This is a genomic window from Pseudomonas sp. C2.3V (assembly GCF_058536325.1).
Window position 1 is genome coordinate 138,259 of the sequence record NZ_JBZUBN010000001.1, and the last position, 23,619, is coordinate 161,877.

The 23,619-nt window shown below is 58.4% G+C and carries 19 protein-coding genes and 3 pseudogenes; 12 read left to right on the plus strand and 10 right to left on the minus strand.

What is annotated here, in order from left to right:
- Positions 1-187 precede the first annotated feature (187 nt).
- From AC4LF3_RS00680 to AC4LF3_RS00690, 3 genes are all read right to left on the minus strand, one after another.
- Positions 188-718 (minus strand): Dps family protein, encoded by a 531-nt coding sequence (locus AC4LF3_RS00680; RefSeq protein WP_312196299.1) that lies wholly within the window; start codon positions 716-718, stop codon positions 188-190.
- A 330-nt stretch (positions 719-1,048) separates the two neighbouring features.
- Positions 1,049-3,058, minus strand: a complete 2,010-nt coding sequence (gene rep / locus AC4LF3_RS00685) for a DNA helicase Rep (protein WP_491834609.1) — start codon at positions 3,056-3,058, stop codon at positions 1,049-1,051.
- Positions 3,059-3,261: 203 nt separating this feature from the next.
- The gene (locus tag AC4LF3_RS00690; RefSeq protein ID WP_491834610.1) at positions 3,262-3,972 is read right to left on the minus strand and encodes a hypothetical protein; all 711 of its coding nucleotides are present in this window, start codon (positions 3,970-3,972) and stop codon (positions 3,262-3,264) included.
- A gap of 198 nt (positions 3,973-4,170) precedes the next feature.
- On the opposite strand from AC4LF3_RS00690, the gene AC4LF3_RS00695 reads away from it, so the two are divergent.
- The 4 genes from AC4LF3_RS00695 (at position 4,171) to AC4LF3_RS00710 (ending at position 9,280) form a co-directional block, all read left to right on the plus strand.
- A complete protein-coding gene (locus AC4LF3_RS00695) occupies positions 4,171-5,043 on the plus strand; it encodes an alpha/beta fold hydrolase (protein WP_491834611.1) in 873 nt (290 codons plus the stop codon).
- 238 nt (positions 5,044-5,281) lie between these two features.
- The gene (locus AC4LF3_RS00700; RefSeq protein ID WP_491834612.1) at positions 5,282-7,132 is read left to right on the plus strand and encodes a cation:proton antiporter; all 1,851 of its coding nucleotides are present in this window, start codon (positions 5,282-5,284) and stop codon (positions 7,130-7,132) included.
- A gap of 85 nt (positions 7,133-7,217) precedes the next feature.
- Positions 7,218-7,823, plus strand: a complete 606-nt coding sequence (locus AC4LF3_RS00705; RefSeq protein WP_491834613.1) for a flavin reductase family protein — start codon at positions 7,218-7,220, stop codon at positions 7,821-7,823.
- Positions 7,824-7,963: 140 nt separating this feature from the next.
- The gene (locus AC4LF3_RS00710) at positions 7,964-9,280 is read left to right on the plus strand and encodes a Na+/H+ antiporter family protein (protein ID WP_404626768.1); all 1,317 of its coding nucleotides are present in this window, start codon (positions 7,964-7,966) and stop codon (positions 9,278-9,280) included.
- 125 nt (positions 9,281-9,405) lie between these two features.
- Here the strand turns inward: AC4LF3_RS00710 and AC4LF3_RS00715 are convergent, their stop codons facing one another.
- Positions 9,406-10,281: a CAP domain-containing protein gene (locus AC4LF3_RS00715; protein WP_037030654.1), complete on the minus strand. Its 876-nt coding sequence runs from the start codon at positions 10,279-10,281 to the stop codon at positions 9,406-9,408.
- 156 nt (positions 10,282-10,437) lie between these two features.
- A complete protein-coding gene (locus tag AC4LF3_RS00720) occupies positions 10,438-10,998 on the minus strand; it encodes a histidine phosphatase family protein (protein ID WP_010796498.1) in 561 nt (186 codons plus the stop codon).
- 644 nt (positions 10,999-11,642) lie between these two features.
- Here AC4LF3_RS00720 and AC4LF3_RS00725 point away from each other — a divergent pair.
- The 4 genes and pseudogenes from AC4LF3_RS00725 to AC4LF3_RS00740 all read left to right on the plus strand — a co-directional run.
- Positions 11,643-11,810 (plus strand): con-10 family general stress protein, encoded by a 168-nt coding sequence (locus tag AC4LF3_RS00725; RefSeq protein ID WP_073450083.1) that lies wholly within the window; start codon positions 11,643-11,645, stop codon positions 11,808-11,810.
- 61 nt (positions 11,811-11,871) lie between these two features.
- A complete protein-coding gene (locus AC4LF3_RS00730) occupies positions 11,872-12,042 on the plus strand; it encodes a con-10 family general stress protein (protein WP_010796500.1) in 171 nt (56 codons plus the stop codon).
- Positions 12,043-12,133: 91 nt separating this feature from the next.
- Positions 12,134-12,304, plus strand: a complete 171-nt coding sequence (locus AC4LF3_RS00735) for a con-10 family general stress protein (protein ID WP_010796500.1) — start codon at positions 12,134-12,136, stop codon at positions 12,302-12,304.
- Positions 12,305-12,420: 116 nt separating this feature from the next.
- Positions 12,421-12,570 (plus strand): annotated as a pseudogene (locus tag AC4LF3_RS00740) (con-10 family general stress protein); the annotation flags it as partial.
- Between the two features lie 232 nt (positions 12,571-12,802).
- Here AC4LF3_RS00740 and AC4LF3_RS00745 read toward each other — a convergent pair.
- From AC4LF3_RS00745 to AC4LF3_RS00755, 3 genes are read right to left on the minus strand one after another with little or no spacing between them, the layout of a single operon-like run.
- Positions 12,803-13,474: a c-type cytochrome gene (locus AC4LF3_RS00745; RefSeq protein ID WP_491834614.1), complete on the minus strand. Its 672-nt coding sequence runs from the start codon at positions 13,472-13,474 to the stop codon at positions 12,803-12,805.
- 3 nt (positions 13,475-13,477) lie between these two features.
- Positions 13,478-14,467 (minus strand): copper resistance protein B, encoded by a 990-nt coding sequence (locus AC4LF3_RS00750; protein ID WP_491834615.1) that lies wholly within the window; start codon positions 14,465-14,467, stop codon positions 13,478-13,480.
- Positions 14,460-16,217 (minus strand): copper resistance system multicopper oxidase, encoded by a 1,758-nt coding sequence (locus tag AC4LF3_RS00755; protein ID WP_491834616.1) that lies wholly within the window; start codon positions 16,215-16,217, stop codon positions 14,460-14,462. The genes AC4LF3_RS00750 and AC4LF3_RS00755 overlap by 8 nt, the downstream gene beginning before the upstream one ends.
- A gap of 234 nt (positions 16,218-16,451) precedes the next feature.
- Between AC4LF3_RS00755 and AC4LF3_RS00760 the strand changes: the two genes are divergently transcribed.
- Positions 16,452-16,889, plus strand: coding sequence for a YqaA family protein (locus AC4LF3_RS00760; protein ID WP_010796505.1), 438 nt, complete (start codon positions 16,452-16,454; stop codon positions 16,887-16,889).
- A 54-nt stretch (positions 16,890-16,943) separates the two neighbouring features.
- On the opposite strand, the gene AC4LF3_RS00765 is transcribed toward AC4LF3_RS00760, so the two are convergent.
- A complete protein-coding gene (locus AC4LF3_RS00765) occupies positions 16,944-18,341 on the minus strand; it encodes a NorM family multidrug efflux MATE transporter (RefSeq protein ID WP_491834617.1) in 1,398 nt (465 codons plus the stop codon).
- A gap of 125 nt (positions 18,342-18,466) precedes the next feature.
- On the opposite strand from AC4LF3_RS00765, the gene AC4LF3_RS00770 reads away from it, so the two are divergent.
- The 3 genes and pseudogenes from AC4LF3_RS00770 to AC4LF3_RS00780 all read left to right on the plus strand — a co-directional run.
- Positions 18,467-19,393 carry a LysR substrate-binding domain-containing protein gene (locus AC4LF3_RS00770; protein ID WP_150348296.1) on the plus strand — a complete coding sequence of 309 codons (927 nt, stop codon included), beginning with the start codon at positions 18,467-18,469 and terminating at the stop codon, positions 19,391-19,393.
- A gap of 184 nt (positions 19,394-19,577) precedes the next feature.
- A pseudogene (locus AC4LF3_RS00775) lies at positions 19,578-20,693 on the plus strand (Cache 3/Cache 2 fusion domain-containing protein); the annotation flags it as partial.
- Between the two features lie 291 nt (positions 20,694-20,984).
- Positions 20,985-21,548 (plus strand): annotated as a pseudogene (locus AC4LF3_RS00780) (methyl-accepting chemotaxis protein); the annotation flags it as partial.
- Positions 21,549-21,609: 61 nt separating this feature from the next.
- On the opposite strand, the gene AC4LF3_RS00785 reads toward AC4LF3_RS00780, so the two are convergent.
- The gene (locus AC4LF3_RS00785) at positions 21,610-23,598 is read right to left on the minus strand and encodes a BCCT family transporter (RefSeq protein ID WP_150348294.1); all 1,989 of its coding nucleotides are present in this window, start codon (positions 23,596-23,598) and stop codon (positions 21,610-21,612) included.
- Positions 23,599-23,619 lie beyond the last annotated feature (21 nt).

A 23,619-nucleotide genomic window follows, 5' to 3' on the forward strand; every position in this document is an offset into this window, starting at 1 on the left:
CGCTCAGGTCGACCCGTTGTGCAGGAGATGTTATGCAGGTGCCGAAGCAGCACGATTCATGACAGTTGCCACGCTGTATGTAAACAGCAGGCATAAAAAATCCGGAACCCCGCAGGATTCCGGATTGATCGAATTCGGCAGTGTTCAAGCATCTCTACAAAAGAGAGCCAAAGCCTGCCAATAATGCTTACTTACCGACAGTCTTGCCCAGGAACCAAGCGCGCTCTTCAGCTTGGTCGATCCACTCTTCCAGCAGGCTGGTGGTCGCCACGTCGTTACCATCGCTGGTCAGGGTGTGGGTGGTGCGCATGAACGCAGCCAGCGCCTGGTTATCGGCATGCAGCTCTTCCAGCATCTGCTCAGCGGTCAGGTCTTCAGCTTCGCTGCTGGCCAGACGCTTTTGCTGCACCATCTGCTCCAGAGAGCGAATGGTTGGCTGACCAATCTTGCGTGCACGCTCGGCCATGGGGTCAGTCATGGCGAACAACTGGGTTGCCTGCTCTTCCAGCAACAGGTGATAGTCGCGGAAGTGGGTGCCGTGCATGTGCCAGTGGTAATTCTTGGTCTTGATATACAGGGCGAAAACGTCAGACAGTAGTACGCTCAACGCCTTGCCAATTTCAACCTGTTGGGACAGGGTGGCGTCCTGACCGGTGGACGCGCGGGCATTAATGGTTTCAACGGATTTCAGTTCTTGCTTGGCATTTGCAGTAGCCATATCTAGACCTCTCTGTTGAATATCGAAAAAGACCGTTAGAGATAAACGGTCATACAAAACCGATATTCAATTGACCCCAGAAACCCTCAATTTGCTCATGGCTTTTTTCCATCAGGCTGATTACCGGTCGTTTTGGCCTTGAAGTGTGAACAAAGCGGCAAGCCTGAAAATAGGGGTGAACGTTCCCTGCAAGGGGTAGGTCAAGGGGCGCGCTTTAGGTGTGTGAGTCGATGGAAAGGCCAAAGGCCAGGGCGTTTGCTTTGGCGCCTTATGGGTATCGCTTCGCTCAACCCATCGCGCTTAACCTTTCTCATCGTTCCACAAGCAAATCTACCGCTTGAGCATCGCCCGCATCGCGGCCAGCGCATCATTGCCCCGTGCTGCCTTGACCTCTACCGGCGCATCCTCCTGACCCTCCCACTCCAGATCCTCCGGTGGCAGCTCATCCAGGAAGCGACTTGGCGTGCAGTCGATCACTTCGCCGTATTGCTTTCGCTTGGCGGCAAAGGTAAAGGCCAGCGTCTGGCGAGCGCGGGTAATGCCTACATAGGCCAGGCGGCGTTCTTCTTCCACGCTGTCCGTCTCGATGCTGGAGCGGTGCGGAAGAATTTCCTCCTCCATGCCCATGATGAACACGTAGGGAAACTCTAGACCCTTGGAAGCATGCAGCGTCATCATCTGCACACCATCGGCGCCTTCCTCTTCTTCCTGCTGGCGTTCAAGCATGTCCCGCAGGACGAGCTTGGCGATGGCCTCTTCAATGGTCATGTCGCCGTCTTCGTCCTTTTCGAGCGTGTTCTTCAGCGCGTCGATCAGGAACCAGACGTTGCCCATGCGGAATTCGGCCACCTTGTCGCTGGAGGCGTTCTGGCGAATCCAATTCTCGTAGTCGATGTCCATGACCATGCTGCGCAACGCCATGATCGGATCGTTCTGAGCGCACTGCTGGCGCACGCCATCAATGAAGCGCTTGAAGCGGGCAAGGCGCTCGGTGTAGCGCGCATCCAAGTGCTCGGACAGCCCCATCTCGTCGGCTGCGGCATACATGGAGATCTGCCGCTGCGTGGCGTAGTTGCCAAGCTTTTCAAGCGTTGTCGAGCCGATCTCGCGGCGCGGTACGTTGATCACACGCAAAAAGGCGTTGTCATCATCCGGGTTTACCAACAGGCGGAAATAGGACATCAGGTCCTTTACCTCCTGACGAGAGAAGAAGCTCGTGCCGCCCGACAGCCGATACGGAATCTGATGGTGCTGGAGCTTGAGCTCCATCAGCTTGGCTTGGTGGTTGCCTCGGTAGAGGATGGCAAAGTCCGAATATGGTCGTTGCGTCTTCAGGTGCAGGGTAAGGATTTCCAGCGCGATGCGCTCGGCCTCGGCATCCTCGTTGCGGCAGCGGATCACACGGATCGGATCGCCATGACCCATCTCGCTCCACAGCTGCTTTTCGAATACGTGCGGGTTGTTGGCGATCAGGATATTTGCGCACTTGAGAATACGGCTGGTGGAGCGATAATTCTGCTCCAGCATCACGACCTTGAGCGAAGGAAAGTCATCCTTGAGCTGCATGAGGTTTTCCGGCCGTGCCCCGCGCCACGCATAAATGGACTGGTCATCGTCGCCCACTACAGTGAACTGCGCGCGATCCTGCACCAGAAGTTTGACCAGCAGGTACTGGCTCGCGTTGGTGTCCTGGTATTCGTCCACCAGCATGTAACGGATGCGGTTGCGCCACTTCTCCAGCACGTCGGGGTTGTCCTGGAAGAGCTTGACCGGCAGCAGGATCAGGTCGTCAAAGTCTACGGCGTTATAGGCCTTGAGCGTGCGCTGATAATGCAGGTACACCACGGCGGCCGTCTGCTCCTTGGGCGTACGGGCCTTAGCCAGCGCTGCCTCAGGCAGCACGAGGTCATTCTTCCAGTTGCCGATGTAGTTCTTGATCTCATCGGCGCCGTCGTCTCCGGAATACTCCTTCTGCATGATGTCCGTGAGCAGCGCCTTGATGTCGCCCTCATCGAAGATGGAGAAGCCCGGCTTGTAACCCAGCTTGGCGTATTCCTTGCGGATAATGTTTAGGCCCAGGTTGTGGAAGGTCGATACGGTCAGACCCTTGCCTTCCCCTCCACGCAACAGGCTGCTGACCCGCTCCTTCATCTCCCGCGCGGCCTTGTTGGTAAAGGTCACGGCACAAATGTACTGGGCGCGGATACCGCACTGCTGGATCAGGTAGGCGATCTTGCGGGTGATCACGCTGGTCTTGCCGGAACCGGCACCGGCCAGCACCAGGAGCGGCCCGCTGATGTAATTTACGGCTTCCTGTTGACGAGGATTCAATCGGGACATGGAGACATCGAGGGCTGGTGGAACAGGCGGCGCATTCTACCAGCGGTGATGGCACGATAGGGCACCGGTTGGCTGACGGTAGTCATATAGCGCCGCAGCCTGGATCGGAGCACCTGACCCGTAGGCAAGGCGATACCCATCAAGGGAAGAGGCATCCGGCACGGCCGTACCAAACGCCTCCCTCCAATCACGCCTGCACTCTATCAAGGTGCGGGTGCTATGAACCTCAGCCTTTTCGGATATCCCACCAGGTCTGGATTCAATACGGGACTGTCCAGAAACACCGCCATGCTTGTCCCTACCACTTGGGCGGATTTCACCAGCAGTTCCTGCCCATCCCCCAGGCGCACGGTTGCGCCGGGCTTGAAGCCCTTGCGGTTCATGGCGGTAACGGGAATGGAAAAACCGGCTGCCTTTCGATATACGCCCTTGAGCCAGTCCTCGTTCGTAAGGTTATTGATACGCGTGCTGAACTCTTCCTGCGGCACGACCTTGGGCGGGACGGGATCGCCGCCATTGAGCCCAACCGTCAGCCGACGCGGATAACCTACGGTGCTGCCATCCAGCAGCGGACCCTCTACCCATACGGCCATGTTCTTGTCGCCAACCTGCACCTGCTTGACCGCCACAACCGCGCCCGTTGCCAAGAGCACCTTTGCTCCAGGCTTGAACGCATTCTGGTTAGTCTGCGTGGCCGGAATCGAAAAGCCTGCGGCCTTGCGATAGACCCCGTTCTGCCAGTCCTCATTAGTGAAGTCATTGATGGAGCTGGTAACGGAGGTGTTCACCTGACTGACGGCTACCGGCGTTGCGGTAGACGGCTCGGCAGCCAGCGCCGCATGGCTCCCCAAGGCTAAGGTCGTGAAGGCCAGCACGTTCAGTAAGGGGCGGGAAGGGAGAGTAGGTAGTCTCATATTGTTTTAGGGTATGAGTGACGGAGCCCCTTTGAGTGCAAAAATGTGAAATAAATCGCTGTTGGCAAAAAAATAATGGCCGTTTGCCAACGATGGTTAAAACAGCGTGTCGTCCACCTTTTTAGGCACCGGCTCTTTTCAACGGGGCCGCTAATCGGTACACCGGATAAACCTGACCTCAGCCTGGAGCGCCCACCCATGTTCTCTGGTTTTCAAAAAGCGCAGTGCCATGTCAACGGTGTCGATATTGCCTACCGGATCGGAGGTAGTGGGCCTGGATTGCTCCTGCTGCATGGGCATCCGCAAACACATATTATCTGGCGCAAGGTAGCGCCTGTGCTGGCTGAGCGATTCACCGTTGTGACGGCGGACCTGCGTGGTTATGGCGATAGCGGCAAGCCGCCTGCTGACCCCCAGCACCTGACGTATGCCAAGCGCACTCTGGCGCAAGACAATATCGAACTCATGCAAACGTTGGGCTTCGACACATTTGATCTGCTCGCCCATGACCGCGGCGCGCGAGTGGCCCACCGTCTGGCGATGGATCACCCCGCCGCGGTACGGCGAATGGTCCTGCTCGATATCGCTCCTACGCTGGCCATGTACAGCCAGACCGACGAAACCTTTGCTCGCGCTTATTGGCACTGGTTTTTCCTGATCCGCCCGGCGCCGTTGCCAGAAACTCTTATCGACGCCGACCCGGATCTCTACCTGCGCAGCGTTATGGGCACTCGCAGCGCAGGCCTTGCGCCGTTCATGGATGGCGCGTTTGAAGAGTATCTGCGCTGCCTCAAATTGCCCGGCACGGCCAGAGGCATCTGCGAAGACTACCGGGCTAGCGCCACGATTGACCTTGAGCACGACCGCGCCGATCGCGCCGCCAATCGAATGCTGACCATGCCCACCCTTGCACTCTGGGGCGCTAACGGCATCGTAGGCAAATGCTTTGACCCGCTCGCAGAGTGGAACAAGGTAGCAGTCAATGTGCAGGGCAAGGCGTTACCCGGTGGGCATTACTTGCCGGAAGAAGTGCCGGAAGCGTTATTGGATGAGGTAACGGCGTTTTTGTAGGCATGAATAAAAAGAAGGGTGTCGGCTCACTCGTCAGGCTGACTGTTTAAATGTGCATACCCGCAACGCCTCGAATGATTCGGGGCGTTGTCGTTTCCGGCCTTTATCTCGCAATTCGTGGCAGGCGGGATGCCGACGTAAGGTCAGGAATTGCCGCAAAGGCGCTACGGTCTAGTCATGACAGCTTTTTACGCTGTCCCTCGCTTGATGTTTTTCCCCTCGTATTCCAAGGACCGTTATGCACGAACAACAGCTCTTGTTCGCCTTTGCCGGTATCGGCGTTATTGCCCTGATGTGCCAGTGGCTGGCCTGGCGGCTGCGCTTGCCGGCGATTCTGTTTCTGTTGGTCTGCGGCATCCTGGCGGGTCCGGTCACGGGTTGGCTCGATCCGCAGGCGCTGCTGGGGCCACTGCTGTTTCCTATCGTCTCGATGGCAGTGGCGCTGATCCTGTTCGAAGGCAGCCTTACGCTGCATCTATCCGAGTGGCGGGAGATCGGCAGTGTGGTGCATCGGCTGGTGACGGCCGGAGCGCTGGTGACTTGGACGGTCATTACCATTGCCACCCACTATCTGCTCGACTTTCCTTGGGATCTGGCGCTGCTGTTTGGCAGCATGACGCTGGTAACCGGTCCGACGGTGATCGTGCCGATGCTGAGGGTGGTGCGCCCCCGGGCGTCGGTGGCCAATATCCTGCGTTGGGAAGGCATCGTCATCGACCCTATTGGCGCGCTGCTGGCGGTAGTGGTGTACAGCTTTGTGGTCGCCCATGATGCCGGTAGCGGGGTCAGCCAGAGCCTGACGATGTTTGCCGCGGTAATCGTGTGCGGCTGTGTGTTCGGCCTGGCTGGTGGCTGGCTGTTGGGGCAGGTACTGAGACGGCAGTGGTTGCCGGATTACCTGTACAACCTGGCGAGCCTGGCAGCGGTGTTGGGCGTCTTCATCGTATCCAATCACTTTGTGCATGAGTCGGGTCTCTTGGCGGTTACGCTGATGGGCATGTGCCTGGCGAACATGAAGGATGTCGATGTACGGGAGATCCTGCATTTCAAGGAGAACCTGAGCGTCCTGCTCATTTCCGGGCTGTTCATTCTCCTGGCGGCGCGGCTGGACCTGAATGCCTTGCTGGCGCTAGGACCTGCGGTACTCGTCCTGCTGCTGGTAATCCTGTTCGTGGCGCGACCGCTGAACGTGCTGGTCTCGACCTGGGGGTCGACGCTGTCCTGGCGCGAGCGGGTGCTGCTGGGCTGGATTGCGCCGCGTGGCATCGTGGCGGCCGCCGTCTCGGCAATCTTTGCGATTCGCCTGACCAGCGAAGGGAATGATGATGCCGCCTTACTGGTGCCGCTCACCTTTGCAGTCATCATCGGCACGGTGGTGCTGCAAAGCGCAACGGCCCGTCCGCTTGCTCGTCTGCTCAAGGTGGCCGAACCCGCGCCGACCGGCTTTCTCATCATCGGTGCCAACCCAGTAGGTCGCGCCTTGGGCAAAGCCCTGCAACAGCTGGGCGTGCGCGTCATGTTGACCGATTCGAACTGGGACAACATCAGTAGCGCGCGCATGGATGAGCTGCCCACTTACTTTGGCAATCCGGCGTCTCAGCACGCCGAGGCGCACATGGATCTGGTAGGGATCGGCCGTCTGCTTGGCGTATCTCCCGCGGGCGAACTGAACACCCTCGCCAGCATGCGGTTTCGCCATGAGTTCGGTGCCAACGAGCTGTACACCGTGTACAGCGGCAAGGACAGCCAGCGGAGCGATAAGCACCGCGCGAGTGAAGAGCACCGTGGTCAGGCGCTTGGCAGTCCGGCCCTTACCTATCCACAGCTGGCCGGGCGACTGGCGCGAGGAGACGAGATCCGAACCACGCGGCTAACGGACGGTTTTGGCTGGGCTGACTATCAGGCGCTGCATGAAGGCAAGGCGCTGGTACTGTTCGCCCGCGACCCGCAGGACAAGATCCGTGTCGTCACACCGGACAGCAGCTGGCAGCCCCAGGCCGGCTGGACGGTGGTGGCGCTGATCGAACCAACGGAGGATGACGTCGCCCGTGAGCCGGCAGCCAACGTCGCGCCTACGCTGCCGGGCTGATCAAGCCCGGCGTACCCCTTATGATGGCATTCTTCTACGCCCGGCCGCTGAATAGGGCCGTGCCTCATCTTTCTGGAGTCCCTTCATGACCACAACCACCCGCCGCCCCGTTCCTCTTCCCAAGGCCTATCGGCTGCTTAACCATGGGCCGACGGTGCTGGTCAGTGCGGCACACGAAGGCAAGCGCAACATCATGGCGGCGGCCTGGGCGATGGCGATCGATTTCGAGCCGCCCAAGGTGGCGGTTGTCCTGGATAAGTCCACCTGGACGCGGGAGCTGCTGGAGCAGTCCGGCACCTTTGTGCTGAACGTGCCGGTGGTAACGCAGGCGGACATCGCCCAGACCGTGGGAACCACGTCGGGCCGCGAGCTGGATCGGGGTGGAAAGGACAAGTTTGCGCTGTATGAGCTGGGGACCTTCACCGGTGAGCAGGTCGAAGCACCGCTGCTGGAAGGCTGCGTGGCGTGGCTGGAGTGCCGCCTGCTGCCGGAGCCGGACAATGAACAACAGTATGATTTGTTCCTGGGTGAAGTGATTGCTGCACAGGCCGACGAGCGCGTCTTCAAGGAGGGGCACTGGTCATTCGAGGGGCACGATGAGCTGCGCACGCTGCACCATATTGCGAGCGGACACTTTCTGGTGATTGGCGATTCGGTGGTGGGAACGCCGCTGCCCCCTAAACAGGAATAGTCCCCCGCATTCACTGGCCCGACAGCCTGTCGGGTCAGCCTTGATGCCTGCACTTCGGCATCCGTTTTTGACTCCATCTACTGCATTACGGCAGAGTACGCGCCTTTTTGGGTAGGCTTGCACTCCGCTGGAGGATGGTAATGAATGCAGTAGTCGCGGCCGTAGGACTCATGTTGGTCCTCAGCCTGTGCCGCGTAAACGTGGTGATCGCCATGGTCGCCAGTGCGCTCGTCGGCGGGATGCTGGGCGGGTTGGGAATGGATGGCACGCTCAAGGCCTTCAATACGGGGCTGGGTTCAGGTGCCACCGTGGCGTTGTCCTACGCCATGCTGGGGGCCTTTGCGGTCGCTATCAGCAAATCCGGGCTGGCACATGCGTTGGCGAGCAAGGTGCTCGTCATGGTCGGTCGCAGCGAGAACAAGGGCGGCGGCATGGTGAAATGGATCTTGATGGCCCTGATCCTGGCGGTTTCCATTTCGTCGCAAAACATCCTGCCGATTCATATTGCGTTTATTCCGTTGCTGATTCCGCCGCTCCTGTATGTGCTGACACGTCTGCAGATCGACCGTCGGCTGATTGCTTGTGTGATGACGTTTGGTCTGGTGACGCCCTACATGTTTCTGCCGGTGGGGTTTGGCACCATCTTCCTGAACGATATCCTGCTGGCCAATGTGGCAAAGGCGGGCGTGGATATCAGTGGTATCAGCATCACGCACGCGATGGCCATTCCGGCGCTGGGGATGGTGTGCGGGCTGGCAATCGCCTCTTTTAGCTATCGCCGCAAGCGTGTCTATGATCTGGCGCGACTGGAGCAGGCCGAGCATGTCGAGGCGAGCTACAACCCCAAGAGTCTGCTGATGGCGGGTGTGGCGGTTGCGGTCGCCTTTAGCGTACAGCTGTGGCTGGACTCCATGATTATCGGCGCACTGGCCGGTTTTCTGGTGTTCTCGGCCTCCGGCGTTGTGCGGTGGAAGGAGTCGGATGACCTCTTTACCGAAGGCATGAAGATGATGGCGGCTATCGGCTTTATCATGATTACCGCCCAGGGCTTTGCCGAGGTAATGACCGCAACAGGACAGGTGAAGAGCCTGGTGGATGCGTCTGCGGACTGGATTGGCCATAGCAAGGCGGTAGGGGCATTTCTGATGCTGCTGGTAGGCCTTCTGGTCACCATGGGGATTGGTTCGTCGTTCTCGACGGTCCCGATTATTGCCGCGATCTTTGTGCCGCTCAGCGTGCAGCTGGGCTTTAGCCCGCTGGCTATCGTGACCCTGATCGGAACCGCAGGTGCGCTGGGTGACGCGGGTTCGCCGGCGTCTGACTCCACTCTTGGCCCAACCGCTGGCCTCAACGTGGACGGTCAGCACAACCACATCTGGGATACCGTGGTGCCCACCTTTCTGCATTACAACCTGCCGCTGCTGGTGTTCGGCTGGGTTGCCGCGATGGTGTTGTAAGCCTCGCTGCATACAAAAAGCCGCCCATTCGAGGCGGCTTTTTTGTGGGTTAAGAATGTAGGGCGTAGCGTTTGTTGATGGGTTGAACAACGCGATACCCATCATTCCCACATCCTGCCCCTTACTCAACGCGGTGTCCCAAACACCTGCGTCCAGTAGATGACCTCGCTGCTCTTGGGATTGACGGCATAAGCCGTACCCATCTGGGTGTAGTCCGGGTTCATGATGTTGCTGCAATGGCCAGGGCTGGCCAGCCAGCCGGAGACAACCTGCTTGGGTGAGCCGGGGCCACCGGCAATGTTCTCGCCGATCCGTCGCCATTGATAACCCTGTTGCTGGGCGCGCTTGTCCACCTGACTGCCATCCTTGCCGGCATGGCTGAAGTAATCGAGCGAGGCCATCTCGCGGCTGTGAGCGAGGGCGGCGTTGGCCAGCTTGGCGTCCCAGGTGAGCGGCTTGGCACTCTTGAAGGATTGACTCCCGCAGCGGCGCGGCTTGGCGCGCGCCTCGTTGACCAGCCTGAGGACTTCCTTACCGGCAGACTGCCAGTCGCCGATATTGCCCGACAACACCGGCTGGGCCAGGACGATTTGCCAGCGATTACCCGAACGCGAGACGCCAACCTCGGCGTAATGTGAGTCCAAGAGCGCCTTGCAATAACTCTGGGTCAACACCTGCATGGCAGCTTCCGCCCCGGCCGGTGCCGAAATAGCCATGGCTTGCACCTGGGCTGCCTGATAACCCGCCCCGCGCAAGACCTCACGCAGCTGCATGCCCTGTGAAAGACGCACCTGGGCCAGTTTTTCGTTGGCGGCCAGTGGGCCAGCAGGAGCCGTACGCTGCCCGTTACAGCGTTGTGGCGCAGCACGGTACTGGTTGATCAGGCTGATGAGCTGACTGCTGTCGCTGGCCTGCGCAAAAGGCATCATGGACAGGTTTGCCAGCAGCGCGGCCCCCATCACGGTGGATAAACGAAGCGTGGAGCAGGACGAAGTAGGCATGATAGTCATTGGCTGAACGGCAACCGATAGAAACAGTGGCTGCTCCAGGCTGGAACAGTCATCACCGCGCAGGCATGACGATACGTCAATTTGCCTGTATGGGATCTGAAAAAAGCGATTTTCGTTTAGCCAATCACTGGAGTGTCATGGATTGACTCATGCCTTCCTGTAAACGGTAGGGTGCCAGAAGTCCTTCAGGATCAAGTGAAGCGGTCCGGCCCAGCCCTGTTTACGCAAGTGGTGAGCGATCAGCACGTTCATGATCCCATGGCCCATCAACAGAACCGAGCCATGTTCCTGGGCGAGGGCGATCAGCTTGTCGGCGGCCTGCTTGGCCCGTCGGTTGGACGCAAAGATGGACTCAGTGTGAGTGGATAAGCCCAGAAACCAGGCTGATCGCAGCATCAAACGCCACATTTTTACGGGGAGTTTGGGCCAGGGGAGATCGAACCCAGGCAGGTGTGCTTCAGCAAAGGTTTTGTCGCACGTATAAGGACGCTCACCGGCCAGATGATTGAGCGATTGCATGCAGCGTGACAAGGAGCTGCAGACCAGCACACCGGCACTGCTTGCCAGCTCGACGAGATCGGCTGGAAGCTTACGGCAGAGTACATCGGCCTTCTGGTAGCCCTCGACCCACTCCATCATCTCTCGGGGTGACAGCCATTTCGTGCCGGAGTGATCGGGTTTGCCATGGCGTACAAGGGTGATTTGCATGAAGTCTCCGCTCCCGCGGGTGAGTCCGTTCAAAGGCAGGCGATACCTGTGAAGCGATATGACGGCTGCGCTCGCGTTTTATTCCGTAGGGGATAAAAAATAGCTGCCCTGAGTGTCGTCGAGTCATGAAATTGAGCATCAGCACCGGAATGCTCAAAAGTTTTCTGACCGGTCAGGATGGATTGCGTTTGAGTATGTCTTGGGTTACGCATTCGAACTGATTTCGCTCCTGAATGGACATGCAAGTTCGATCGATTCCAGGAAAGTTTTTGAAATATTCCGCTGCTTCAAACGAGTCCGGCCTAACGCCTAACTACATGTTTATTTGCATGTAAAAGTACATATTAATGGACGCCAAAACGAAACGGTTACCGCTCCGCTATAAAGCAGACTAGATGCCGCCTTGATGAGTATTGCCTCATTTTGGTGCCAGTCACCTGAAACCTAAAAACACTTATAAATCAGCCGCTTCGCTTGTTCTGAGTAGTAGCTGAACAGCTCCTGTACCGCTCGTCTGCACCTGATCGAGACGGTTAAAAAGCAGGAACTCCCTTCAATAACAACCCTCAGAAATTACGAACGCTGACGGAAAACGGTTAGCGAAAACACAGTGCATGACGTCCCAATCCATTAGGAGAAAGACAATGGCAAACAGTAACTCAGGCAACTTTGCAAACGATCGTGAAAAAGCATCTGAAGCTGGAAAGAAAGGTGGTCAGAACAGCGGCGGTAACTTCGCCAATGACCGCGAAAAAGCTTCCGAAGCGGGCCGCAAAGGTGGTCAGAACAGCCACGGCGGTGGTCGTAGCTAATTCCTGAGCCGAACAGGTTTTTACAGTCCGTCCCAATCCGAAAGAAACGAGGAGCAAGACCATGACTCAGAATTCCAATCCGGGCAACTTTGCCAACGATCGCGAGAAAGCGTCTGAAGCCGGTAAAAAAGGCGGCCAAAACAGTGGCGGTAACTTTGCCAATGATCGTGAAAAGGCTTCCGAAGCAGGCAAGAAAGGTGGTCAGAACAGCCATGGCGGTGGCCGTAGCTGATTGATCACTAAGAGGATGGAGCATGTGATTCCATCCACTCTGAACTGAGATGTTTATCAGTCCAGTCCCAATCCGAAAGAGGAGCAAGACCATGACTCAGAATAGCAATCCAGGCAACTTTGCAAACGATCGTGAAAAAGCGTCCGAAGCCGGCAAGAAAGGCGGACAGAACAGCGGCGGTAACTTCGCCAATGATCGCGAGAAAGCATCCGAAGCAGGTAAGAAAGGCGGTCAGAATAGCCACGGCGGCGGCCGTAGTTAAGTGACCCCAAACAGGCGAAGTCTTGTGCTTCGCTCACCTAGCTGAACTGACACGTTGTATTTCAGTCCAGTCCCAATCCGTATATGAGGAGAAAGACAATGGCAAATAACAACCCAGGCAATTTCGCAAACGATCGTGAGAAAGCATCTGAGGCAGGTCGTAAAGGCGGTCACAACAGCGGCGGCAACTTCGCCAATGACCGTGAAAAGGCTTCCGAAGCGGGCCGCAAAGGTGGCCAGAATAGCCACGGCGGTGGCCGTAGCTAAGTAGTATCAGGGGCAGTGGCGTCAAGCCATTGCCCCATTTCTTCATCCGTCCTGTTCTTGGCCGGATTCAGTTTCTACTTTATGCAGCAGTTATGAGCATCCGTACGGCAGCTCTGTATGGCGTACCGTCTGCCTCCTGTTTTCGCTCACACCACTCCGTTTTTCAAGGCGCTGTTACCAAGCAGCTTTGAACAGAATTTAAGCCGTTTCGAGTTATCCACATACCTTTTATTTAATGCACATGGTCTTCGCCATTAGCGTGCTTGTGTATAACTCTGGGCTGGTGAGTGGATGGAGTAATCTTTTCCACAGGCTGATTTTCCTGGGCTTCACGCTCATCCTGTGGATAGCTCAGCGTTCCGTGTGCATGATGGTCTAGTTGTCCACCGCTGTGAGAATGCCCTTCGCTGGAAGCTAATAATACATGATACTGCTGGGCATCCAAGGTTGGCAGTTTTTGCAAGAACGCGACAAGTCCCCAGATATAGTCGTCGCTCATGCTTTTGCCCCAAGCCGGCATACCGGTGGCCTTGACGCCATGCTTGATAATCCAGAACGCCTCTGCCGGATCGGTGATTCCCTGCTGGCTGAGGTTGGGAGGAGGCGGATAAAGGCTTTTGCTCAGCTCCGTCTCATTGATTCCGGGTGCAAGATGGCAGGCGGCACACATCGCATCGTAATTACCCGCGCCGCTGCGAATCAGTGCCTTGCTTTCCAGGTTGGGGACCGTAATCCGTTCGGATCGCACTTCAATGGAGCGATCACGCAACATGACGATCAAGCGGTGTACCGGCTCTACGTGAGGCGTATCCGCTCCTATGTTGATCACACCTGAATAGACTGCCACTGCAATGAGCGCCAGAACGGCAAGCGTCAGCAGCAGGGCAGCCTTCAGGAAGGTCATGGGTTAGAACCACATACGGACACCGGCTACCAGCCGGGCATCGTGAGTGTCTTCGCCTTCTTCTCGGGCATAGGATGCCGTCTGACCATGGGTGTTGTTCCATGACACGCCAACATAGGGCGCAAACTGCGGGATGATTTCGTAGCGCAAGCGCAGACCGAACTCGGTTTCGGAAATACCGGACCCCGTGCCACGAGCCTCATCGTTCTTGCCGTAGAAGTTGAGCTCAGTATGCGGCTGCAAGATGAGATTGTTGGTCAGCATCATGTCGTACTCGGCCTCTATGCGCAGACCGGTCTGGCTGCCTTCGCCAAGGAAGGCCGTTATTTCCAGATCCAGATCCTTGATGGCTTCGCCCTGGATACCAAACGCTGCCCATGTTTGAGGCGAACCGGGTTTGAAATCCTGCCGGACACCGGCCACCGTTTCCCACCAAGGCGTGATGGCATGTCCCCAGAGTGCCTGAATTTCGGCCTCTTCGGTATGACCGTTGGTACGCTGGCCTTCTGAGCGGAAGTTAAATCGGTTTACATCGCCACCAATCCAACCTTCGGCCTGCCAGTTAAGCGTGCTGCCCTCCTTGGCGTCCTGCCACTCCAATTGGTCGAAGAGCAGGTAGCTGTGGATGGCGCTGTCATGCACGGCATGGCCGGCGAGAGGAGGAAAGGCCGCCTCGCGCATGGCCGCGGTGACAGGCGGGATGGGTGTACGGCTCTGGGATGTAGCCGTGCTGTCTGGAGTAGGGCTGCCGTGCGCCATGCCGTCATGATTCATCGAGTGGGGGTCCATGGAGCCGTGCGACATCCGGCTATGGTCCATCTGCCCATGATCCATGCCACCATGCGCGTGTTGCGCCTGGGTCGGATTTCCCGTGGCGCCAGCCTGAGAAGCCGGATCTGCCGCATGGGCTACAGGGATGCTGCCCAATACCAGCGCAAACGTACAAGCCGGCAGGCGGGTCGATAATGTGCTCACAGGCCTCTCCTTAAACATCGACAATAACTTCGCGGAACATGCCGGTTTCCATGTGGAAAAGCATGTGGCAATGATAGGCCCAGCGGCCAAGCGCATCGGCGGTCACGCGGTAGCTGCGCTTCGAGCCGGGCGGCATGTCGATGGTGTGCTTGCGGACCATGAAGCGGCCGTGTTCGTCTTCCAGGTCACTCCACATGCCGTGCAGGTGGATGGGGTGCATCATCATGGTGTCGTTGACCAACACGATACGAACCCGCTCGCCGTAAGTAAGCCTGATGGGCTCGGCATCCGAGAATTTCATCCCGTCGAATGACCAGGCAAAGCGCTCCATATGCCCCGTCAGGTGCAGCTCCAGGGTGCGGGTTGGCTCACGGCCATCCGGGTCGGGAAAGGTACTTTTGAGATCGGCATAGGTGAGGACACGGCGGCCGTTGTTCCGCAGGCCCATACCGGGGTCGTCCAGTTTGGGGGCAGGCATCATGGTCTGCATATCTACCAGCGGATTGCCGTCTTCGCTGGCCGGGTGCGTCTGCATGGCTCCGGTGTCATGCCCGCCGTGTGGTGTGCCATGGTTCATGGCGCTGTGATCCCTGCCGTGACTGCCGTGATCCATCCCTGCGTGGCCCTGGGACGACGGTGCGCTGTGGTCGCCGTGACCCATGTCCGCCATGCTTACCAGCGGGCGCGGGTCCATGTCCGGTACCGGTGCGTTAAGGCCTTCGCGAAGGGCCAGCGTGCCGCGGGCATAACCGGTGCGGTCCAGGGACTGGGCGAAAATCGTGTAGGCCTGCTGGTCGGACGGCTCGACGATGACGTCATAGGTCTCCGCCACCGCGATACGGAATTCGTCTACGCTGATCGGCTCGATGGGTTGGCCATCTGCCGCCACGACTGTCATCTTCAGACCGGGAATGCGCACATCGAAATAGGACATGGCCGACCCATTGATGAAGCGCAGCCGAATCTTTTCCCCAGGCTTGAAAAGGCCGGTCCAGTTGCCGTCAGGCACTGCCCCGTTCATGAGATAGGTGTAGGTAGCGCCTGTCACATCAGCCAGATCGGTAGGCGTCATCCGCATCTCGGCCCACATTGCGCGGTCCTTTACCGTGGCGGACCAGCCTTTCTCGCTCACATCGTTGACGAAGTCGACCACGGTGCGCTGGTTGTTGTTGTAGTAATCGGCCTGCTTCTTGAGCGTCGAGAGGATGTGCTCGGGCTTTTCATCGCTCCAGTCTGTCAGCATCACTACATAATCACGGTCATAGGCAAAGGCCTCCGGTTCACGCGGCTCGATGATCAGCGGGCCATAGACCCCCCGCTGCTCCTGAAAGCCCGAGTGGCTGTGATACCAGTACGTGCCGTGCTGCTGGACCTTGAAGCGGTACTCGTACAGACCGTCAGGTGCGATGCCGCTAAAGCTCAGCCCGGGTACGCCATCCATCGTGGCCGGCAGGATGATGCCGTGCCAGTGGATCGAGGTGGCCTCATCGAGTTGATTGCGAACGCGCAGCGTAACGGTATCCCCTTCGCGCCAGCGCAGAAGCGGGCCGGGCAGGCTGCCGTTGATGGTCAGGGCGGTGCGCTTGGCGCCGGTGATGGTGACGGGCGTTTCGCCAATGACCAGATCGAATTCGGTGCCGGACAGCACGGTGGGTTGTCCGGGGCTGGTCAATGCCCAGACGGGGGTTCGCCAGAGGCCTAGGCCGCTCAGCAGACTGCCTGCTGCCAAGCCTTTCACGAACGTACGCCTCGATGTAGTGGATGCCATGCAGTTGTTATCCCGTCGGTGGGCCGTGAGGGCCTTGTTCTTTTCACATAATCCGTTTCGGCTGAGGCGTATAAACCGCTTCGCCGCTACCTGTGGACGTTGCATAGACTGCCGATACGGCTGAGCGCTCCGTAACATCCGGAAATATTTAGCCGCCCTCTGGCCGATGCCGTATCGATAGCCTGAGGGGATGACAGTAGCGGAGCCAGGAGATGGTGGAAACAGGCAGAGCGCATGGCTGAGCTGACGGTATATGTCGGGTTGTTTCTGGTTGCCCTAGCCGCTGCTACCTTGTTGCCAGCCCAGTCTGAGGCAGCGCTGGCCGCGTTGTTATTACAGGGCAGTTATTCCGTGCCCTTGTTACTCTTGGCGGCGATTCTTGGTAATACGCTGGGCTCGGTGGTGAACTGGTTTCTAGGGCGCTCAATCGAGCACTTTCGGGACCGCCGCTGGTTCCCTGTTTCGCCCTGTCAGCTCGAACGCGCGCAACGGGGGTATCGCCGTTATGGACGTTGGTCGCTGCTACTGAGCTGGGTACCGGTCATTGGCGATCCGCTGACGCTGGTAGCAGGCGTTATGCGCGAACCGCTGCCCGTCTTTATCCTGCTCGTCGGCTTCGCCAAGACGGCGCGTTATCTGGCCGTCTCGGCACTGGTCCTTGGCTGGTACTGAGCGGACCGCGTGTCACCGCGGCTGCCATGACTGGCAATTCTCGGAAAGGCGCGCTTAACTCTGGGTAGCCCATTGTTTTTCCGCAGGCGATTCGACGTTCTTATGGCAGAGCAGACCCCGCATATGCCGCTCGAAGGCCCAGGTGAGCGCAACCGCTGCGCAGGCCAGACCCAGAGCCATCCCCCACCAGACGCCACGAGCATCAAAGCCTAATACCAGCCCTAAGAGCCAGGCTGAGACAATTCCCACACAGCAGTAGCAAACCAGGCCGAGCAACATGGCCTGGCGAGCCTGCCGGATACCCCGCAGCGCGCCCGAGGCGATGCCCTGAATGCCATCGAAAAATTCAAACCAAGCGGCGATCGCCAGCAGGCTTACGGCCAATGCCATAACGGTGCGGCCGGCAGGGTCGTCCCGATCAATGAACAGACCCACCAGGGTCTCCGGCATGAGCCAGAATGCAATGGCGACGGCCAGCATGCAGGTGGCGCCAACGGTAATGCCGATACGGCCAGCCAGACGTGATTCCGCAAACCGGCCCGCACCAAAGTGCAGCCCGACCCGCAGGCTGGAGGCATAAGCCAACCCCACCGGAATCATGAAGGCAACGTACACCAGCTGATTGGCGATCTGGTGCGCGGCGAGCTGAGTGCTTCCCAGCGCGCCCATGCACAGGGCAGCGGCGGCAAACAGGGCGGTCTCGACGGCATAGGTGCCGCCGATGGGCAGGCCCAGGCGCAGGGTTTCGCTGATAGCGCCCCGGTTGAGGCTGAGCAGTTTCCGCGCGATCGGGTAGGCTGCATAGGCACTGCGTGCCCGGATGGTCAGTGCCATGGCCAGTGCCATGACGGTCATGACCAGTGCCGTGATCAGGCCGATACCCTTCAAACCAAGAAACGGCAGACCCATCCAGCCTTCGATAAAGGCCAGGTTGAGCACCAGGTTGGCCAGTGCGCCGCCAATAGCAATCGACATCACTGGCCCGGGGCGGCCGATACCGCTGGTAAAGCCGCGCAGGGACATGAACACCAGATAGCCGGGCAGGGCAAAGCTTACGGCGTGGATAAAGCCCATGGCTTCGCCTGTTGTCGCCGGAGCCTGCCCCAAGGCCAGCAGCGCAGGCTCCAGACTCCAGAGGATAAGCCCGGCGATCAATGCAAGGCCCAAGGCGATCCAGACGCCCGCGCAGGCGACCTCTGTTACGCCCTCGGTATCGTCTTGACCGTGCCGGATTGCCACCAGATTACCGACCGCGGCGATGATCCCCACGCAAACCACCGTCACGAAGGAATAAGTGGCGGCCCCTAGTCCTCCACTGGCCAGCGCCTTGGGGCCGATGCGGCCCATCATGACCGTGTCGGTAAAGACCATGGCCACGTAGGCCAGCTGGGCGGTAATCAGTGGAACGGCCAGACGAGCCAGCGCGGACAATTCGGTACGTAGCAGGGTCATGAATGAGTCAGACTCACAAAGGCAGAGAAGACGTCTGCCAGGCAGGCAGAAAGACAGGGTGATTGTGGGTACACTTGGGCTGGCCCACAAACCGAAAATAAACCTGCCTGCCATGAGTTTTAATCATGTCTGAGTCGACTCGTCTTCCTCCGCTTTATGCCTTGCGCGCCTTTGAGTCGGCGGCCCGGCATTCGTCTTTCACGCGTGCCGCGCAGGAGCTTTCACTGACCCAGAGCGCCGTGAGCCGACATATCCGCACCCTGGAGGCCCATTTTGGGTGTCGACTGTTCGAGCGCTCGGGACGGCAGCTGACCCTTACGGAGCCAGCCAAACTGTTGCTGCCGGGCATCAGCGAAGGTTTCGAGGCCTTGGGCCGGGCGTGCTCCGTGTTGTCGGTGGACGAAGGTGCGCTCCGGCTCAAGGCACCCTCCACGTTGTCCCTGCGCTGGTTGCTGGCGCGACTGTCCCGCTTTCGGCAGGCGAATGAGGGGATCGAAGTGCAGCTGACCAGTGCCTGGATGGACAGTGATCATGTCGACTTCATCCACGAACCCTTCGATTGTGCGGTGCTGCTGAGCCACGGTCGTTTCCCGGAAGAGTGGGAAAGCGCCTTGTTGTTTCAGGAATGGCTGATTCCAGTTTGCTCGCCTGAAGCCGCAGCGGAGGGTCCCTGGGATGTACAGCGGTTGCGGGAGACCGAGCTGCTGCATCCCACGCCCGATCGTCGCGATTGGCGTCGCTGGCTTCAAGCTATGGCGCTGTCGGACGACATACCGATCAGAGGCGGACAGGTATTCGATACGTTAGAGCTTGGAATGGCGGCCGCTGCCCGCGGGTATGGGGTATCCATTGGAGACCTGGTAATGGTCTCGGAGGATCTTCAGCTTGGGCGGACGGCGCTCCCCTGGCCTACAGCGGTGGCGAGTGGTGAGGCGTATTACCTGGTATGGCCCAAGGCTCGACGCAACCCGAAGCGTTTCTCTCTACTGAGGGATTTTCTTCTGGCTGAGGTCAACGCCATGACCTTACCTAATGTGACCTACCACTCATAAGGAACATCCCGACGCCCATCGTGCTGATGGGTCAAGTTGTCTCACAACCCGCCGATAATCAAACGACCGACTTAGAAGATTCGCCCCGAAGAGGGCCTTGCGTGTACAGCATCTCAGGTCGTCAAAGCCAACCTAACGCGAATGCCAGTCGGGGAATGCTGGTGTTCTTGAGGAGAATACCCCCATGTCGGGACGTCGTTTCGGTATCGCCGGGCAGCTTGCGCTTGCTCTGACGGTCATATTGGTTGTGGTTATCACAGGAAGTGGATTGTTTGCGTTGCGCTCCCTGAGTGTTTCCACTGAGGAAAGTCACCATCATCACCTGACGGGTGAAGGTAAGCTGCTGGCCAATCAGCTCAATACCTTTCACGATACGCTGAAAATCAGCACGCAGCGTCTGGCTGGACTGTTTGAGCGGCGTTTCGGCGCAGGTCTTACACGTGACACTAACGAGCGGGTTACTGTTGGCAGTGCCTCGACGCCTGTGCTTCATCTACAAGGCGCCCGCTTGAACGGCGACTTTACCCTGGTTGATGAATTCACCACGCTGACGGGCGGTGCCGCTACTGTTTTTGTTCGCGATGGCAATGAATTCATTCGTGTAACTACGTCAGTTAAAAAAGAAGATGGCTCGCGTGCTATTGGTACGCAGCTAGACCATAAGCATCCGGCTTATGAAAAGCTGCTCAATGGCCAGCAATATGTAGGACGCGCCGTATTGTTTGGCCGTAACTATATGAACCAATACACACCGGTGCGTGATGCTTCGGGTGAGCTTATTGCTGTGCTTTATGTCGGTTTTGATTACACCGAGGCTCAGAAAAAGCAATTCGATAGCCTGGCGGCGTTCCGGATTGGCCGCGAAGGTTCTCTGGCCATTCTGGATGAGCAGAACAAATGGCTGATCGCTCCTGCCGGTACTGCAGCGCCTGATGCGGCGCTGGCTGCCATCGACATGGCCAAGAAAGATGATTTCATCGACTGGGAAGATGACAAGCAAGCATTCCAAAGTGTTGTCGTCCCCGTACCGGGTGATAACTGGAAAGTGGTCGCAACGGTACCTGTCGCTGAAGAACAGGAACTGCTCTGGAACGTAGGCCTTAAACTGGCGTTTGGTAGTGTACTGGCACTGGTTCTCGCTATCCTGGCTTCTGTACTGATGCTGCGCCACAAGCTGAAACCACTGGGGCACCTCGTCAAACAGGCCCAGGCTCTGGGCGAAGGCCAACTGAGTGTCCGTCTGAAGGTTGAAAGCCACGATGAAATCGGCAAGCTTTCCCACAGCTTCAACCAGATGGCTGAAGCCCTGTCGAACACGGTAGATCGTGTACGTCATTCTTCTCATGACGTAACCAGCCGTTCAGATCAGCTGAGCACCCTGTCCGGTGCTACCCAGCGCCGTTCGGCCGAGCAGTCTTCCCAGATCGACAGCATGGCGAGCGCCGTAGAAGAGTTCAGCGCCACTGCACAGAACATTGCCGACAGCATGCGTAAAACCGAGCAGCTGACTAACGAAAACGCCGCTGAGACTCGTAACGGTACGGCCTCCATGCGTGCTGCCTCGAAAGCGCTGGAGCAGATCGCCCAATCGCTGGGCACGACGGCTACCGTGGTCAATAACCTGGGCGAGCGTTCCCAGCAGATTGGCGGGATCATCAGCGTGATCAGTGGCATCGCCGAGCAGACCAACCTGCTGGCGCTTAACGCCGCCATCGAGGCTGCGCGAGCAGGTGAGCAGGGCCGTGGCTTTGCCGTGGTGGCTGACGAGGTTCGCAGTCTGGCCGGCCGTACCAGTCAGGCAACGCGTGAAATCTCTGAGATGATCGGTTCGGTGCAGGAAGAAACCAACCGCGCCATGAGCTCTATCGATGAAGGCAACCGCCTGATGCAGCAAGGTTTGTCGCTTAACGGTGACGTTGCCCAGGCCCTGCAGCGTATTGAAGCGCAGATCGATCAGGCCGTGGAGCAGTTCACCAGCATTGCCCAGGCCACCCAGGAGCAGAGCAGCACAGCGACCGCCCTGAGCCGCAACATCCAGACCATTGCCGTCGATAACGCCTCCCAGCGTGAAGCGGCGGAAGAGCTGGCCAGCACGGCCTATGAGCTCAAGCGTCTGGCGGAAGAGCTGAGCCATGAAGTGAACCGCTTCAGCTGATCGTGCGGTAGCAGGCACAAAAAAGCCGGTGCAGAGGCACCGGCTTTTTTATGGGTAACGATCAGCGAACGATATGCAGGAAGTGCATATGCCGCTCGTACTGATCCAGGATGTCGCCGATCACGTCGTCCCGGCTCCAGCCCATCACGTCATAATCCTGACCGCCTTCCTTCAGGTGCACATCGGCACGGAAGTATTTGCGATCCTCGCGCTCGTTCTGGTCGCTCTGTGTGTCCCCCATGACAAAGCTCGGCATGGCATACGCGCGCGGGCGAACCTCATACACGAACTCAGGGTTCTCCTCAGGACCGACCTCAATACGTACCCGGCCATCGTCGCCATCCTTTACGCTAACCAGATAGCTCTGCTTACGGAGCTCTTCAGCAACAGATTCACACGCAGGCTTGACCACCTCCCCGATGAAGCGCACCACGTGGGTACGACGCGGGAACATGGCCAGATTACGCAGGCGACGCTGCCAGCCACCGGCTGAACGAGGCGCAGGGCGGGAGATATTCAGCGCCTGGTAGCGGATGCCCCGTTTGGTGGCATCGAGCTTGAGCGCCTTGAGTAGGCCCCACATCGAACAGAGCAGTGCGATGGTAAAGGGTAGCGCCGTGGCAATCGTGGCTGTTTGCAGGGCCTTGAGACCATCGGCCAGGAGCAGCGCAATCGCCACGACGCCCATGGAGGCCGCCCAGAAGACTCGTTGCCAGACCGGCGTCTTGTCCATGCCGCCGGAGGCGAGCATGTCGACCACCATCGCGCCGGAGTCCGCCGATGTTACGAAGAACACCACAACCATGATGATGGCTACCATGGAAATAGCCGACGCAAAGGGGAAATGCTCGAGGAAGGCAAACAGCGCCAGGGAGCTGTCTTTGTTCACGGCATCGCCTAGTGACGTAATGCCCTGCCAGGAGATCATGTGAATGGCAGTATCACCAAATACGGTCATCCAGAACAGCGTAAAGCCGGCCGGTACCAGCAGCACCCCGGAGACAAACTCGCGGATCGTGCGGCCGCGGGAGATGCGGGCAATGAACAGACCCACGAAAGGCGACCATGCCAGCCACCAGCCCCAGTAGAACAGCGTCCAGCCGCCGATCCAGTCGTTGGGCTTATAGGCATAGAGGTTAAAGGTACGGCTGACAATCTCGGTCAGGTAGCCACCGGTATTCTGCACAAAGGTTTGCAGAATGAACACGGTGGGCCCCAGGACCAGCACCATCAGGAGCAGCAGCACGGCCAGTCCCAGGTTCAGCTCCGACAGGCGACGAACCCCCTTGTCCAGGCCGGTAACTACCGATAGGGTCGCCAGGGCCGTAGTCGCAATAATCAGGCCGATCTGCACCGGTACCGACACTTCCAGGCCAAACAGGTAGTTGAGACCGGTATTGATCTGCGCGACGCCAAAGCCCAGGGATGTTGCCACCCCCAGGACGGTACCCAGGATGGCGAAAATATCCACCGCATGGCCGATTGGCCCGTAGATACGTTCACCAATGAGAGGATAAAGGGCCGAGCGCAGCGTTAGCGGCAGCCCGTGACGGAAGCTGAAGTACGCGAGGATCAGCGCCACGATGGCGTAGATAGCCCAGGCATGCAGGCCCCAGTGGAAGAAGGTGATGATCAACGCCTCACGGGCGGCGTCCACTGTGCCAGACTGGCCAGTGGGCGGCGACAGGAAGTGCATGACCGGCTCGGCCACGCCAAAGAACATCAGGCCGATCCCCATGCCCGCCGAAAACAGCATGGCAAACCAGGTCGTGCTGCTGTAGTCCGGCTCGCTGTGGTCCGGGCCGAGCTTGATGTCGCCATAACGGCTGACGCCCAGAAAGACTACGGTCAAGAGGATCAGCGCCACCGCCAGAATGTAGAACCAGCTGACGTTCGTAATGATCCAGGACTGAATGAGACCAAAGACGCTTTGCGCGCTCTCGTGAAAGGCACTGGCATAGATGACCAGGATAAGAATGAGCAAGGTCGAGCCCCAGAAAACCGGGGGATTGAGGGTACGGGTAGGTGGTGATTGGCTTTCGGTGGCCATCAGGCACTTTCTCCTTTTCTG

Excerpts from the sequence above, each read along its gene's own strand:
- AC4LF3_RS00680 (WP_312196299.1), bottom strand. The coding sequence starts at position 718 with ATGGCTACTGCAAATGCCAAGCAAGAACTGAAATCCGTTGAAACCATT.
- rep (WP_491834609.1), bottom strand. The coding sequence starts at position 3,058 with ATGTCCCGATTGAATCCTCGTCAACAGGAAGCCGTAAATTACATCAGC.
- AC4LF3_RS00690 (WP_491834610.1), bottom strand. The coding sequence starts at position 3,972 with ATGAGACTACCTACTCTCCCTTCCCGCCCCTTACTGAACGTGCTGGCC.
- AC4LF3_RS00695 (WP_491834611.1), top strand. The coding sequence starts at position 4,171 with ATGTTCTCTGGTTTTCAAAAAGCGCAGTGCCATGTCAACGGTGTCGAT.
- AC4LF3_RS00700 (WP_491834612.1), top strand. The coding sequence starts at position 5,282 with ATGCACGAACAACAGCTCTTGTTCGCCTTTGCCGGTATCGGCGTTATT.
- AC4LF3_RS00705 (WP_491834613.1), top strand. The coding sequence starts at position 7,218 with ATGACCACAACCACCCGCCGCCCCGTTCCTCTTCCCAAGGCCTATCGG.
- AC4LF3_RS00710 (WP_404626768.1), top strand. The coding sequence starts at position 7,964 with ATGAATGCAGTAGTCGCGGCCGTAGGACTCATGTTGGTCCTCAGCCTG.
- AC4LF3_RS00715 (WP_037030654.1), bottom strand. The coding sequence starts at position 10,281 with ATGCCTACTTCGTCCTGCTCCACGCTTCGTTTATCCACCGTGATGGGG.
- AC4LF3_RS00720 (WP_010796498.1), bottom strand. The coding sequence starts at position 10,998 with ATGCAAATCACCCTTGTACGCCATGGCAAACCCGATCACTCCGGCACG.
- AC4LF3_RS00725 (WP_073450083.1), top strand. The coding sequence starts at position 11,643 with ATGGCAAACAGTAACTCAGGCAACTTTGCAAACGATCGTGAAAAAGCA.
- AC4LF3_RS00730 (WP_010796500.1), top strand. The coding sequence starts at position 11,872 with ATGACTCAGAATTCCAATCCGGGCAACTTTGCCAACGATCGCGAGAAA.
- AC4LF3_RS00735 (WP_010796500.1), top strand. The coding sequence starts at position 12,134 with ATGACTCAGAATAGCAATCCAGGCAACTTTGCAAACGATCGTGAAAAA.
- AC4LF3_RS00745 (WP_491834614.1), bottom strand. The coding sequence starts at position 13,474 with ATGACCTTCCTGAAGGCTGCCCTGCTGCTGACGCTTGCCGTTCTGGCG.
- AC4LF3_RS00750 (WP_491834615.1), bottom strand. The coding sequence starts at position 14,467 with ATGTTTAAGGAGAGGCCTGTGAGCACATTATCGACCCGCCTGCCGGCT.
- AC4LF3_RS00755 (WP_491834616.1), bottom strand. The coding sequence starts at position 16,217 with ATGGCATCCACTACATCGAGGCGTACGTTCGTGAAAGGCTTGGCAGCA.
- AC4LF3_RS00760 (WP_010796505.1), top strand. The coding sequence starts at position 16,452 with ATGGCTGAGCTGACGGTATATGTCGGGTTGTTTCTGGTTGCCCTAGCC.
- AC4LF3_RS00765 (WP_491834617.1), bottom strand. The coding sequence starts at position 18,341 with ATGACCCTGCTACGTACCGAATTGTCCGCGCTGGCTCGTCTGGCCGTT.
- AC4LF3_RS00770 (WP_150348296.1), top strand. The coding sequence starts at position 18,467 with ATGTCTGAGTCGACTCGTCTTCCTCCGCTTTATGCCTTGCGCGCCTTT.
- AC4LF3_RS00785 (WP_150348294.1), bottom strand. The coding sequence starts at position 23,598 with ATGGCCACCGAAAGCCAATCACCACCTACCCGTACCCTCAATCCCCCG.